Raw genomic sequence first — 14,025 nt, 5'->3', positions numbered from 1 at the left:
GCGTCCGGCTCAGACGGTCTCGGCCACCGGCGCCCGCTCGACCGGGGCCGCGCCGCCGTCCTCCGCCTTGGGCGCGGCGCCGCGCAGCGGCAGCTCCTTGATGAACCAGGAGGCCGCGAAGGCGACCGCGGCGGCCAGCGAGCCCCACAGGAAGACCTGGTGGGTGCCGTCGGAGACGGCGTGGGCGTAGGCGTCCCTGATCCCGGCGGGCAGCTTGTCGAGCTGGGACGGCTCCAGCTGGGCGCCGCCGGAGGTGATCGCCTTCCCCTTGTCCCCGGCCTTCTCGACCATGGTGTCCTGGACCTGGTGGGTGAAGAGCACCCCGAGAATCGCCACACCGAAGGAGCCACCGAGGGTACGGAAGAGCGTGGCCGAGGAGGAGCCGACGCCCATGTCCTTCATCTCCACGCTGTTCTGCGCGATCAGCATGGTCAGCTGCATCAGGAAGCCCATGCCCGCGCCGAGCACCGCCATGTAGATACCGGTGGTCAGCCGGCTGGTGCCGGTGTCCATCGTGCCCAGCAGCACCATTCCGGCGGTGAGCAGCACCCCGCCCACGATCGGGAACATCCGGTACTTGCCGGTCTCGGTGGTGACCCGGCCCACGACCAGCGAGACCAGCAGCATGGTCAGCAGCATCGGGAGCAGCAGCAGCCCGGAGTTGGTGGCGGAGGCGCCCTGCACGGTCTGCTGGTACAGCGGCAGGAAGGTGAGCGAGCCGAACATCACGAAACCGACCAGGAAGCCGACGAAGGTGATGACCGAGAAGTTGCGGCTGCGGAAGATATGCAGCGGAAGCACCGGTTCGGCCGCCCGCCGCTCGACGTACAGGAAGGCGACGAGGGAGGCGACGGCGACCACGCCGAGCCCGAGGATCTGAGCCGAGACCCAGTCGTACTCGGTGCCGCCCCAGGTGGTGATGAGCACCAGCGCGGTGATCCCGGCGGTCAGCAGCCCGGCCCCGGTGTAGTCGATCCGCGCCTCGGTCCGCTTCTTGGGCAGATGCAGCACCGCGGTCACGGCGGTCAGGGCGATCACGCCGAGCGGCAGGTTGATGTAGAAGATCCAGCGCCAGCCGAGGTGGTCGGTGAGGGTACCGCCGGCCAGCGGGCCGCCGATCATGGCGACGCCCATCACGGCGGCCATCATGCCCTGGTACTTGCCGCGCTCCCGCGGCGGCACCAGATCACCGATGATCGCCATCACGCCGACCACCAGACCACCCGCGCCGAGGCCCTGGAGCGCCCGGAAACCGATCAGCTGCCCCATGGACTGGGCCAGACCGGAGAGCGCCGAACCCACCAGGAAGATCACGATCGAGGTGAGGAAGATGCCCTTGCGGCCGTACATGTCGCCGAGCTTGCCCCAGATGGGGGTCGAGGCGGCGGTCGCGAGCGTATAGGCCGTGACCACCCAGGAGAGGTGGTTGAGCCCGCCGAGGTCTCCCACGATCGTGGGCATCGCGGTGCCGACGATCATGTTGTCGAGCATCGCGAGCAGCATCGTGATCATCAGGGCCAGCATCACCACACCGGTGCTGCGCGGCTTCCGGTCCGCCTTGCCCTGCGGTGGCACCGAGGCGGGCGGTACTTCACCTTCCGGCTGAATCTTGGGCATGATCTCCATTCCCCCTGGTTATGACGTGAGCCCGCAACCCGCCACTTACTTGCCGACCGGCTAGTTGCGTACAGTGGAGACGGTAGGACGTCAACTAGCCGGGCGTCAAGTAAGTAAGGATGCGGCCCGCCGGGGCGCACGCGGACACAGGAGAGCGACCATGGGCAGCACAGCGCGCGAGGGCGAGCCGAAGGCGCGCCGGGGCGATACCCGCCAGCGCATTCAGGACGTCGCCCTGGAACTCTTCGCCGAGCGCGGCTACGAGAAGACCTCGCTACGGGAGATCGCCGAGCAGCTGGAGGTCACCAAGGCCGCGCTCTACTACCACTTCAAGACCAAGGAGGACATCCTTCTCAGCCTCTTCCAGGACCTGGGGCAGCCGCTGGACGAGCTGCTCGCCTGGGGTACGGAGCAGCCCCGCACCCTGGAGACCAAGCAGGAGCTGATGCGCCGCTACAGCGCCGCCCTGAACAAGGCCGCCCCGCTGTTCCGCTTTATGCAGGAGAACCAGGCGACGGTGCGCGAGCTGAGCATCGGCCAGATCTTCAAGGACCGGATGTTCGCGATGTCCCATCTGCTCCGGGAGCCCGACGCGCCCCTGTCGGACCAGGTCCGCTGTGTGACCGCGCTCTTCAGCCTGCACGCCGGACTGTGGGCGCTCCAGACGATCGAGGGCGACCCCGAGGACAAGCGCAAGGCTGCCCTGGAAGTCGCCCTCGACCTGGTGACTCAGGCCCACATGGGTCAGTAGCGGATCCCGCGGTCCTTCATGTACTTGCCGGTGTCGTAGGCCGAGCCGTAGTCGGGGCCGCTGCGGCCCTCGAAGTGCAGGTGCGGACCGGTGGAGTTGCCGGTGCTGCCGGACAGGCCGATCTCCTCACCGGTCTTCACGGTCTCACCGATCCAGGCCCGGATGTCCGACAGGTGCGCGTACTGCGTGTAGCTGCCGTCCTCGTGCTTGATCACGATGGCGTTGCCGTACGCCGGACCGTCACCGCCGCCGTTGGGGCCCGCCTTGACGACCACACCGTGGTGGACGGCGCGCACCGAGGTGCCGGTCGGCACGACGAAGTCCTGGCCGCTGTGCTTGTTGGCCCACAGGTTGCCCGCGCGGCCGAAGGGGGCGCCCAGCGTGTACGTGGCGACCGGGGTCACCCACGCGTTCTCGGCGGCCTCGGCAGCCGCGGCCTTGGCCGCGGCGATCTTCGCGGCCTTCGCGGCCGCCGCCTTCTCGGCGACGACGGCCTTCTCCACGGCGGCGGCCTGGGCCTTCACCGAGTCGCCGAGCGAAGCGGCGGAGGCCACCGTCAGAGTGTCGGCGCTCTTCGCGGCTTCGGCGGCGAGCGCCACTCCGGCCCCGAGCACGACCGAGGCGCTCACGCCCGCGGCGACGACGGCGACGCGGGCGCGCCGGACGGAGGAGAGAGAAGAGCGGCGGAATATGGCACGCGGCGACATAGAGAAACGACCTCCAGAACGTCAGGTGGTACCGGCTGGGGGCCGGAACAGACGCTCCTTGTTATCCCGTCACCGCGATTCCGCCAACGTACGGTTCTACTAAGGAGACCAGTAGAAAAGAAAGGGTCAAGATTCCCTTTCCTCGCACACCCCGGGACAGTTAAAGAGGTCGCAAAATGGCCTCTGAGCTGCATATATATAGCCAGTTGAGCAGTGGGCAAAATCCTGGCTCCCGCATATCCGACCGCGCCCCTAATTCCCGTAGTAGGTCCGTAGCGGGCTGTGCGGCATATCACCGAGACATAAGATCGACTCCCGTTCCGGCGGGACTTTCGGCCGTCCGTTTCAGGACCAAGGCCCCGGCGCGAGAACGCCGCGAAGAGGGGGCACGGAACACCGGTCAGGGGCACGCGCGGCAGTGGACATAACCGGTTCGGCCCACCCGTAATGCCTGGTGTGTTGGGCATTGAGAACATTGACCCGATTCGCTTCACCCAGAACGAGGAGAGCCGGTCATGTCGAAGCGACTGCATGTGGGCAACCTGAGCTACCAGGTGACGAAGGACGACCTGGCGACCCTGTTCGGGCAGATCGGCGAGGTGCTGGACGCCACCGTCATCACCGACCGGGAGAGCGGCCGCTCCCGCGGGTTCGGCTTCGTGGAGATGGACGACACGGCCGCCGAGAAGGCCATCGCCCAGCTCGACGGGCAGGAGATGAACGGGCGGGCGGTGACCGTCACCGAGGCGCGCGCCGTCTCGCGCGGTGGACGGTGAGCGTGCCGTTCGCCACGTATCCCCGTTTCGACTTGCAAGCCAAGTGGTGTCCCGTGGTGGGATGTTCTGATGCGATCCCCCACCCGCATACCTCCACCCCGTCCGCGCACCTCTCACGCCGATGTCACCAGCACGGATCCGAACGACACCGCGTATCTCGCCGCGTACGACACCTCGTACGACGACCAGTACGACGGCATCAACGGCCCTGTGTACAACGGTCGTTACGACCCGGCGCACGGCGCTCCGCACAGCGGCCCCGACCCCTCCGCGTACACCAACCCGTACGAGGAACTGGCCGAGTTGGCCGATCCGTACGATCCGGACGACCCGCTCGGGCTCGGGCTCACGGCGGACGACGAGGACGACGCCGAGGACGCCGGCGACGAGCCGTGGACGCCGCCCAACCATCGCCGCCGCTCCCGGCGCGCGCGCAGCCGCTTCGCGGCCGTGCCGATCGCCGCCAAGCTGGTGATCGGCGCCCTGGTGGCCACCGCGCTGCTGCTGCTGGCCGACCGCTGTGCCGTGATGTACGCGGAGAAGAAGGCCGAGGAACAGCTCCAGAAGAAGATGGGTCTGGCCACCGCGCCGAATGTGACGATCCATGGCTTCCCGTTCCTCACCCAGGTGTGGGACAAGCACCTGGATGAGGTCGATGTCACGGTGCCCGATGTGGCGGCCGACCGGGTCTCGCTGGCCGAAGTGAGCACGAAGGCCAGGGATATCCGGCTCATCGGCGATGTGCCCAGCTCCATCCGCGGCGCCGTGGCAGGCGAGATGAAGGGCGACGTCCTGCTGGCGTTCGAGGACCTGAACCGCGAACTGGGCGCCTCCCAGGTGCGGTTCAGGGCGACCGGCCCGGAGTCGGTGCGCGCCGACGGCAAACTTCCGGTGGCCGGACAGCAGGTGACGATGCACGCCATGGCGCGGATCCGGCGCGACGGAGACCGGGGAATCTCCACCAGCGTCAGCGGGATGCGGCTGGACATGCCCGGAGTCGCCACCTACCGGCCCGGCCGTCACGAGGGACTGCGGCTGCACCGCAAGACCGCGGAGCGGATCAGCCGGGACGCCGAGAAGGCCAAGGCGCTGCTGACCGTGGGATCGGTGGCGCGGCGGTTCGGGCTGGAGCCGGACTCCGCGGGCCCGTCGGCACCGGGCTCGGTGCCGGACTCGGTGCCGGACAACGAGCGGGTGGAGCAGATCACCAAGTCGCCCAAGTTCGTCCCGGCGCTGATGAAGGTCAACTTCGTCGATCTGGTGGCCGAACATCCCCAGCTGGTCAAGAAGCTGGGGATCGATCCCGCGGTGGCCTCCGCGCTGACCAAGCTGAAGGTGCCGGAGCTGTCGGAGAAGCTGTCGCTCTCCTTCCAGATGCCGAAGAAGGCCAAGGGCGTCCACATCCAGCACATCCGGGTGCGCCCGGACGGCATCGTGGCCGACCTCGTCGGCACCGAACTGCACCTGGGCAAGACCCGCTGAGCGCTGAGCGCTCCGCGGGAAGGGCCCGAACCACCTCTCAGCGCACCGGCCCCGCCTCACCGGGCGGGGCCGTGGGCGCTCCCGGGAGCCGGATCCAGGCGACGGTGCCGCCGCCCTCCGCCGGCCGCAGCCCCACCTGGCCGCCGGACTGCTGGACGGCGCGGGCCACGATCGAAAGCCCCAGACCGGAGCCGGGCAGACTGCGGGCGGACGGGGAGCGCCAGAACCGCTCGAAGACATGCGGCAGTTCATCGTCGGCGATGCCCGGCCCCCGGTCCCGTACGGTCAACTCCCCGCCGGTGAGCATCACATCGACCACACCGCCCGAAGGGCTGAACTTCACGGCGTTGTCGAGCAGATTGACCAGCGCCCGTTCCAGGGCCGCCGGTTCCCCGCGGACGTACCAGGGGTGCAGCGCGGCGTCGACGGTCAGCCCCACCCCGCGCAGCCGGGCCCGCTCCACGGCGGTCAGCGCCACCTCGTGCAGCGCGACCAGCTGGAGCGGCTCGCTGCCGGGCAGCACATCGGGCCGGGCCAGCTCCTGGAGATCGCCGATCAGCGCGGCCAGTTCGGTCACCTGGGCCTTGACGCTGGCCATCAGCGCGTCGCGGTCGGCGGCCGGCAGCGCGCGGCCGGTCTCCTCACTGCGCACCAGCAGCTCCACATTGGTGCGCAGCGAGGTGAGCGGGGTGCGCAGCTCATGTCCGGCGTCCGCGATCAGCTGCTGCTGGCGGTCGCGGGAGGAGGCGAGGGCGGCCGCCATGGCGTTGAAGGACCGGGACAGCCGGGCGATCTCGTCGTCGCCCTCGGCGGGGATGCGTACGGCCAGGTCCTCGGTGCGGGCCACATGCTCGACCGCCTCGGCCAGCCGGTCCACCGGTCTCAGCCCGGTCCGGGCGATCCACAGCCCCGCCACCCCGGCGCCGAGCACCCCGACGCCCGCGACCACCAGCATCACCAGGGCGAGGGTGTTCAGCGGCTCGGTGACCTCGTTCAGGGGGCGGGAGACGGAGACGGCCATCGAGGGGATGCCGTCCTGCGGGGAGGTGACGAAGGTGTACACCCGCATCCGGGTGCCGTCCCCCGCCCTGCTGTCGTGGGTGACGCTGTTCAGCCGCCCCCGGGCCACGGCGATGTCGTCCCCGGTCACCCTGACCGCGCGGGAGCCCCGGGCGACGCACCGGTCGCCGTCGGGCAGCACCAGCTGCACATCGGAGGCGCCGGGGCGGGATCCGGCGCCCGGCTGGGACTGCGACGAGCAGTTGTTCTGCGCCTCCACAAGATCGCGGACATAGACCCCGGAGACATCGTGAAGCTTGTCGTCCAGCGCGCTGGTCAGCTGCTCCCGGGTGACGAACCAGCAGGCGAACGCGGACAGCGCCACCGCGACCGCCACCGCCACCGCGGTCAGCAGCGCCAGCCGGGAACGCAGCGGCAGCCGGGAACGCAGCGGTCCACCTCCGGTCATGAGGGCTCGCCGTCCGCCGGCCGCAGGACATAGCCCACCCCACGGACGGTGTGCACCAGCCGCGATTCACCGCCCGCCTCGGTCTTGCGACGCAGATACATGACGTACACATCAAGTGAGTTGGACGAGGGCTCGAAGTCGAAGCCCCACACCGCCTTGAGGATCTGCTCCCGGGTGAGCACCTGGCGGGGATGGGCGAGGAACATCTCCAGCAGGGTGAACTCGGTCCGGGTCAGCTCGACCCTGCGCGTCCCGCGCGTCACCTCGCGGGTCGCCAGGTCCATCCGCAGATCGCCGAAGGTGAGCGCGTCGTCCTCGGCCACCGCCTCGTGCGCGGCGGCCGCGTAGGAGCTGCGGCGCAGCAGGGCGCGGATCCGGGCGAGCAGCTCGTCGAGTTCGAAGGGTTTGACGAGGTAGTCGTCGGCCCCCGCGTCCAGCCCGGTGACCCGGTCGCCGACGGTGTCCCGGGCGGTGAGCATCAGCACCGGTACGGTCACCCCGGTCGCGCGCAGCCGCCGGGCGGCGGTCAGCCCGTCCATCCGCGGCATCAGCACATCGAGCACGATCAGCTCGGGTTTCCAGCTGCCGGCCTTCTCCAGCGCGTCCAGACCGTCGACGGCGGTCTCGGTCGTATAGCCCTCGAAGACCAGGCTGCGCCGCAGGGCTTCGCGGACGGCCGGCTCGTCGTCGACGATCAGGATGCGGGCGGGCTGATCGCCGTGGTCGGCGGGGTTCATGGGCCGGTTTCCTCACAGATGGCGGTGGGGCGCTGATCGTCTCCGCGCCGGACGGTGGCGGGGTGCCGTGCCGGACGGGGGCGGGCGCCCTGCCGGACGGGGGGCCGGGCGCCGCTGCCAGCCTCGCACGCCGCGTGCCGCGGACGCGCCGGGTCAGGAGTCGGTGCCACCGTCGCGCAGGGTGTCGAGATCGGCCTTGAGGGTGTTGACCGGGATCGAGAAGCCGAGGCCGACGCTGCCCGCGCTGCCGCCGGAGGCGCGCTCCGAAGCCGAGGAGTACATCGCCGAGTTGATGCCGATCACCTGGCCCTTCATATTGATCAGGGCGCCGCCGGAGTTGCCGGGGTTGAGCGAGGCATCGGTCTGGATGGCCTTGTAGGACGTGGTGGAGGAGCCGACGTCGCCGTGGTACCGGCCGCCGCCGAACTCGAAGGGCCACCGCCCGCCGCCCTGCCCCTGGTCCTCGCCCGTGGAGACGGTGACCTTGCGGTCGAGGGCGGAGACGATTCCGCTGGTGACGGTGCCGGTCAGCCCCTCGGGCGAGCCGATGGCCACCACCTGGTCGCCCACCTGGACCTGGCTGGAGTCGCCGAGGGTCGCGGGCTTGAGTCCGCTCGCGCCCTTCACCTTGATCAGCGCGAGGTCCTTGCCGCTGTCGGTGCCGACGACCGACGCGCTTCTGGTGCTGCCGTCGTGGAAGGACACCTTGATCGAGTCCGCGCCGGAGATCACATGGTTGTTGGTGATGATCTCACCGTCGCGGGTGAGCACCACCCCGGAGCCGGTGGACTTGCCCTTCGCCGAGGAGGCGCTGATCTCGACGATGCTCGGGCTCACCGCCGCCGCCACGGCCGCGACCCCGCTGTCACTGCGGGAGTCGGTGTTGACGACCGGGGTGGAGATCTCGGTGGCGGGCTTGTCCATGGCCCGGACGGCCAGGGCCGACGCCCCGCCGCCGACCAGCGCGGAGGCCACCGCCACCGCCGCGATCAGCGCCATGGAGCGTGATGCGCGGCGCCTGCCGCGGCCGCCACCGGGCCGCGGCCCGTCCGCGAAGGCGGCGGTGCCCGCACCGCCGCCCGCACCGCCGGACCCGCCCGGCCACACGGTGGCCCCGGAGGGGGTGACCACCGGCTGCGGGGGCTGATACGGGGGCGGCGCGGGGTGGCCGGGCGTACCGCCGTAGGAGAAGGGCTGGGGCTCGTCGTCGCGGCTGTGGCGCGTGGTGTCCGTCATGGTCCGACGGTGTCGCGCGCAGATGAGAGCAGCGTGAGGAGTGCCTGAGAAGCCCGGCAGAAACCGGTATGCCCGGGATAAGGACGCGCCCGCGGCCCTCCCGGCTCGGTGTCAGGAGCAGCCGCAGGAGCGCCGGACCACCAGCGCCGACGGGAACTGCCTGACCCGCTCCCGGCGCGAGCCGGCCCGTACGCCGTCGTCCAGCACCAGGTCCACCGCGGCCCGCGCCATCGCCGGGCGGTCGGAGCCGACCGTGGTCAGCGGCGGATCGGTGAGCCCGGCTTCCTTCACATCGTCGAAGCCCGCGACCGCCAGCTGCCCGGGGACGTCGATACGCAGCTCACGCGCCGCCCGCAGCACACCGAACGCCTGGTCGTCGGTGGCGCAGAAGAGAGCCGGGGGCCGGTCGGGGCCGGAGAGCAGCTCCAGCGCGACCTGGTAGGCGTCGTAGCGGTTGTACGGGGCCTGGAAGAGCCGCCCCTCGGTGGACCGTCCGGCCTCCTGCATGGCCCGGCGCCAGCCCTCGACGTGGTCGGTCACCGGGTCGCCCACGGTGGGGGTTATCTCGGTGCCGCCGAGGCAGGCCACGTATGCATGGCCGTGCTCCAGCAGATGACGCACCGCCAGCTGGGCACCGCCGATGTCGTCCAGCACCACGGCCACGTCGTCGATCGCCTCGGGGCGCTCGTGGAGCAGCACCACCCGGGCGTCCCAGGCCTCGATCTCGGCGGCGGCGTTCTCGCTGGGGCCCTGGCTGATGAGGATCAGCCCGGACACCCGCATCCCCAGGAAGGCGCGCAGATAGTGCACTTCGCGGTCGTCGAGGTAGTCGGAATTGCCGACCAGCACCATCTTTCCGCGCTCGGCGGCCGCCTGCTCGACGGCGTGTGCCATCTCCGCGAAGAACGGCTGCCGGGCGTCCGGGACGATCAGCCCTATCAGGTCGGTCCGGCGGCTCGCCATCGCCTGCGCGACGCGGTCCGGCCGGTAGCCGAGCTCCTTGATCGCGGCAAGCACCCGCTCGCGCGTGGCCGGGGCGACCGGCCTTGGTCCGTTATTGATGACGTAGCTGACGACCGCGGTCGAGGTCCCCGCCAGTCTTGCCACATCATCCCGCGTCACCTTGGCCACGCGCGGCAGTCTACGCGGGTCCAGCTAGGTATTGGCGGGTCGTGCGGTACCCGCTTCCGCCGCGGACCGCGCACTGTCCCCGCGGGCCCCGGCGGTGGGGTCCGGACCGTTGCCGCGGGCGGTGCCCCCGGCCGACGCCTTGGCCCTGGCTTCCTCCGCGGCGCGCTCGACCTTCTCGGGAGCGACGAAACGGTAGCCCACGTTCCGCACGGTCCCGATCAGGGACTCGTGCTCCGGGCCCAGCTTGGCGCGCAGCCGCCGGACATGGACGTCGACCGTGCGGGTGCCACCGAAGTAGTCGTAGCCCCAGACCTCCTGGAGCAGCTGGGCGCGGGTGAAGACCCGGCCGGGGTGCTGGGCGAGGTACTTCAGCAGCTCGAACTCCTTGAATGTGAGATCGAGCACACGACCCTTGAGTTTGGCGCTGTAGGTGGCCTCGTCGACCGAGAGATCGCCGGTGCGGATCTCCATCGGGCTGTCGTCGGTGGTGATCTGCTGGCGGCCCATGGCCAGCCGTAGCCGGGCCTCCACCTCGGCCGGACCCGCGGTGTCCAGCAGTACGTCGTCGATGCCCCAGTCGGCGGTGACGGCGGCGAGACCGCCCTCGGTCACCACCAGGACCAGCGGGCAGCCGGGGCCGGTGGACCGCAGCAACTGGCACAGGCTGCGGACCTGCGGCAGATCGCGGCGGCCGTCGATCAGGATGACGTCGGCGCCCGGGGTATCCACCAGGGCCGGGCCCTCCGCGGGGGCGACCCGCACACTGTGCAGCAGCAGGCCGAGAGCGGGGAGCACCTCCGTCGAGGGCTGGAGTGCGTTGGTCAGCAGCAGGAGGGAACTCATCGTCCACCACCCGCCTCGGTTGTGGTCCTGACATGGAGCACGCTTCGCTCGCCCATTACCTCGGTTCCTCCTCGGTCCCTTGCGAGAGGGGCACCTCCCAGGCAGCGCCTGGGGGAGTCTGCGGCTTCTTCCTCGGCTACTTCTTCGGCTACTTCTTCGGCTACTTCGTCGTACGGTCAGCTCCGCGCCCTTGGAGCGGGTGCCCGCTCATGCGCGCACCGTGCTCCTGAAAGCACAAAAGGACCCGGGGGCAACGCTGCCCGGATCCTCTTCACAGAGAATAACCCACATGACATCCGGTGGAGAGGCTCGATCTGCCCGTTGTTCAGTGCCGTCGGTCACTGCGCGCGACCACAGGGCGACGCTGCTGACGGCGGACGGGGTCCCGATCGAGGCCCGTTACGAGCCGTCCCCGGCACCTGCCGCGCCCCCCGCGGACACCCTCGCGCTGGTGGTCGCACACGGTTTCACCGGTGGGATCGAGCGCCCGGCGCTACGGCGGGTGGCGAGGGCATTCGCCCAGCACACGGCCGTGATCACGTTCTCTTTCCGGGGGCATGGCCGGTCCGGCGGCCGGTCCACGGTGGGCGACCGGGAGGTGCTGGACCTGGCCGAGGCCGTGTGCTGGGCCCGGCGGCTCGGCCATCGGCGGGTCGCCACGGTCGGCTTCTCGATGGGCGGCTCGGTGGTGCTCCGGCATGCCGCACTCTATGGATCGAACGGCGAAAATCAGCCGTCCGACGGAACCGGGAGCGGGGAGCGCGAGGGGCGCACGGAGGCGCGCGCCGATGCGGTGATCTCCGTGAGTGCTCCCGCCCGCTGGTACTACCGAGGAACCGCCCCGATGCGACGGGTGCACTGGGCGATCACGCGCCCCGCCGGACGGCTGGTCTCCCGCTACGGGCTGCGCACCCGGATCGACGGCCGCGGCTGGGACCCCGAACCGCTGCCGCCGGCGGCCGCCGCACGGCTGATCGCGCCGACTCCCCTGCTGATCGTGCACGGCGACCGGGATCCGTACTTCCCGCTGGACCATCCGCGGATGCTGGCGGCGGCGGCCGACCCGTCGTCCACACAGCTGTGGATCGAGCCGGGGTTCGGCCATGCGGAGACGGCGGCGCCGGACGGTCTGCTGGAGCGGGTGGCGGGCTGGGCTCTGGCCCACGCCTGAGGGGCCGCCGCCGCGCGGCACCCAGGAGCGCCCGGGGCCGGAAAACCTCCCCGGCCCCGGCGCTCCCGTTCACTCCGCCTCGACCGCCGCCTCCGCGAACTGCGCCGTGTAGAGCCGGGCGTACGCGCCCTCCGCCGCCAGCAGCGCGTCATGGGTGCCCTGTTCCACGATCCGCCCGTGCTCCATCACCAGGATGACGTCGGCGTCGCGGATGGTGGACAGCCGGTGCGCGATGACAAAGCTGGTCCGGCCCGTCCGCAGCGAGGCCATCGCCCGCTGGATGAGCACCTCGGTACGGGTGTCCACCGAGCTGGTCGCCTCGTCCAGCACCAGGATCGACGGCTCCGAGAGGAACGCGCGGGCGATGGTGATCAGCTGCTTCTCACCGGCGCTGACATTGGAGCCCTCCTCGTCGATCACCGTGTCGTAGCCGTCCGGCAGGGTCCGGACGAAGCGGTCCACATAAGTGGCCTTCGCCGCCTCCACGATCCGCTCGAAGCTCGCGCCCTGCGCGCCGTACGCGATGTTGTCCGCGATCGTGCCGCCGAACAGCCAGGTGTCCTGGAGCACCATGCCGATGTGGGAGCGCAGCTCCTCGCGGGACATCGCGGCGATGTCCACTCCGTCCAGAGTGATCCGCCCGCCGCTGACCTCGTAGAACCGCATCAGCAGATTGACCAGGGTGGTCTTTCCGGCGCCGGTCGGCCCGACGATGGCCACGGTCTGGCCGGGCCGCACCGACAGCGAGAGGCCGTCGATCAGCGGCTTGTCCGGCTGATAGCGGAAGGAGACCTCCTCGAACTCGACCTGGCCGCGCACCGACCCGGGCACGGTCTCCGGCCGCGGCGCCGCCTCCGGGTCCGGGCTCTGCTCATCGGCGTCCAGCAGCTCGAAGACACGCTCGGCCGACGCCACCCCGGACTGCACCAGGTTGGCCATCGAGGCCACCTGGGTGAGCGGCTGGCTGAACTGCCGGGAGTACTGCACAAACGCCTGGACGTCACCGATCGACAGCGCGCCGCTCGCCACCCGCAGCCCGCCGACGACCGCCACCAGCACGTAGTTGAGATTGCCGATGAACATCATCGCGGGCTGGATCAGCCCGGAGATGAACTGGGCCTTGAAGCCCGCCTCGTACAGCTTCTCGTTCTGCTCGCGGAACAGCTCCGCGGACTCCTTCTCCCGCCCGAAGACCTTCACCAGCGAGTGGCCGGTGTACATCTCCTCGATATGGGCGTTGAGCTTGCCCGTGGTCTTCCACTGACTGACGAACTGCGGCTGGGCCCGCTTGCCGATCCTGGTGGCGACCACCACCGACACCGGGACGGTGACCAGCGCCACCAGCGCCAGCAGCGGCGAGATCCAGAACATCATCGTCAGCACCCCGACGATGGTCAGCAGCGAGGTCATGACCTGGCTGAAGGTCTGCTGGAGCGTCTGCTGGATGTTGTCGACGTCGTTGGTGGCGCGGGAGAGCACCTCACCGCGCGGCTGCCGGTCGAAGTACGACAACGGCAGCCGCGCCAGCTTGTGTTCGACGTCCTCGCGCAGCCGGAAGACCACCCGCTGGACCACCACCATGGCCACCCGCGCCTGGACCAGGCCGAGCAGCGAGGCGAACACATAGATCGCCAGCACCCACAGCAGCACATCGCCGACCGCGCCGAAGTCGATGCCCTGGCCGGGGTGGACGTCCATGGACGCGACCATGTCGGCCAGCGTGTCCTGGCCGTCGTGGCGCAGCCGCTCGACGGCCTGCTCCTTGGTGACGCCGTCGGGCAGCTCGCGCCCGATGATGCCCGCGAAGATCAGGTCGGTCGCCCTGCCGAGGATCAGCGGGCCCAGCACCGACAGGGTCACGCTGACCGCGCACAGGGCGAGCACGGCCAGCACGATCCCGCGCTCGGGGCGCAGCCTGCCCAGCAGTCGGCGGCCGGAGCCGCGGAAGTCCATGGACCGCTCGGTGGGCTGGCCGCCCATGAAGCGGGCGGGCCCGGCGGCGGGCGCCGGACCTCTGCGGGGCGCCGGGGTACTCATGCACGGCCCTTCGACGACACATACGGGAACGGCGGACGGCGGAAGCGGCGGAGGGCTCGCGACGGGCCG

General features: G+C 70.5%; 12 protein-coding genes. 4 read left to right on the top strand and 8 right to left on the bottom strand.

The annotated features are described in order from the left end of the window. Positions 1-9 precede the first annotated feature (9 nt). Positions 10-1,617 (bottom strand): MDR family MFS transporter, encoded by a 1,608-nt coding sequence (locus JK363_RS34560; RefSeq protein ID WP_201881398.1) that lies wholly within the window; start codon positions 1,615-1,617, stop codon positions 10-12. Between the two features lie 160 nt (positions 1,618-1,777). Here JK363_RS34560 and JK363_RS34555 point away from each other — a divergent pair, with 160 nt between their 5' ends. After that, positions 1,778-2,368, top strand: coding sequence for a TetR/AcrR family transcriptional regulator (locus JK363_RS34555; protein WP_201881397.1), 591 nt, complete (start codon positions 1,778-1,780; stop codon positions 2,366-2,368). Here JK363_RS34555 and JK363_RS34550 read toward each other — a convergent pair. Beyond that, positions 2,362-3,075: a M23 family metallopeptidase gene (locus tag JK363_RS34550; protein WP_201881396.1), complete on the bottom strand. Its 714-nt coding sequence runs from the start codon at positions 3,073-3,075 to the stop codon at positions 2,362-2,364. The two genes, JK363_RS34555 and JK363_RS34550, sit on opposite strands and share 7 nt — an antisense overlap. A gap of 515 nt (positions 3,076-3,590) precedes the next feature. Here JK363_RS34550 and JK363_RS34545 point away from each other — a divergent pair. Both JK363_RS34545 and JK363_RS34540 read left to right on the top strand, forming a co-directional pair. Then, a complete protein-coding gene (locus tag JK363_RS34545; protein ID WP_201881393.1) occupies positions 3,591-3,851 on the top strand; it encodes an RNA recognition motif domain-containing protein in 261 nt (86 codons plus the stop codon). A 69-nt stretch (positions 3,852-3,920) separates the two neighbouring features. Next, positions 3,921-5,333, top strand: a complete 1,413-nt coding sequence (locus tag JK363_RS34540) for an LmeA family phospholipid-binding protein (RefSeq protein WP_201881392.1) — start codon at positions 3,921-3,923, stop codon at positions 5,331-5,333. 37 nt (positions 5,334-5,370) lie between these two features. Here the strand turns inward: JK363_RS34540 and JK363_RS34535 are convergent, their stop codons facing one another. The 5 genes from JK363_RS34535 to JK363_RS34515 all read right to left on the bottom strand — a co-directional run bounded on the left by JK363_RS34535 (position 5,371) and on the right by JK363_RS34515 (position 10,748). Further along, entirely contained in the window at positions 5,371-6,801 is a 1,431-nt protein-coding gene (locus JK363_RS34535; protein ID WP_201881391.1) for a sensor histidine kinase, read from the bottom strand. Then, complete coding sequence (locus JK363_RS34530; protein WP_201881390.1) at positions 6,798-7,538, bottom strand: response regulator transcription factor; 741 nt, start codon at positions 7,536-7,538, stop codon at positions 6,798-6,800. The genes JK363_RS34535 and JK363_RS34530 overlap by 4 nt, the downstream gene beginning before the upstream one ends. 153 nt (positions 7,539-7,691) lie before the next feature. Further along, entirely contained in the window at positions 7,692-8,774 is a 1,083-nt protein-coding gene (locus JK363_RS34525) for a S1C family serine protease (RefSeq protein ID WP_201881389.1), read from the bottom strand. 111 nt (positions 8,775-8,885) lie between these two features. Beyond that, positions 8,886-9,905 (bottom strand): LacI family DNA-binding transcriptional regulator, encoded by a 1,020-nt coding sequence (locus JK363_RS34520; RefSeq protein WP_201881388.1) that lies wholly within the window; start codon positions 9,903-9,905, stop codon positions 8,886-8,888. 24 nt (positions 9,906-9,929) lie between these two features. Then, a complete protein-coding gene (locus JK363_RS34515) occupies positions 9,930-10,748 on the bottom strand; it encodes a response regulator transcription factor (protein ID WP_201881386.1) in 819 nt (272 codons plus the stop codon). 289 nt (positions 10,749-11,037) lie between these two features. Here JK363_RS34515 and JK363_RS34510 point away from each other — a divergent pair, with 289 nt between their 5' ends. Further along, positions 11,038-11,919, top strand: coding sequence for an alpha/beta hydrolase (locus JK363_RS34510; RefSeq protein ID WP_201881384.1), 882 nt, complete (start codon positions 11,038-11,040; stop codon positions 11,917-11,919). A gap of 69 nt (positions 11,920-11,988) precedes the next feature. Here JK363_RS34510 and JK363_RS34505 read toward each other — a convergent pair whose 3' ends face one another. Continuing rightward, complete coding sequence (locus JK363_RS34505; protein WP_307821983.1) at positions 11,989-13,956, bottom strand: ABC transporter ATP-binding protein; 1,968 nt, start codon at positions 13,954-13,956, stop codon at positions 11,989-11,991. Between the last annotated feature and the right edge of the window lie 69 nt (positions 13,957-14,025).

The sequence above is a fragment of the Streptomyces coffeae genome (assembly GCF_016741875.1).
Taxonomy (GTDB): Bacteria; Actinomycetota; Actinomycetes; order Streptomycetales; family Streptomycetaceae; genus Streptomyces; species Streptomyces coffeae.
The sequence above is the reverse complement of the archived record's forward strand: the minus strand, read 5'-3'. Positions and strand labels throughout refer to the sequence as shown.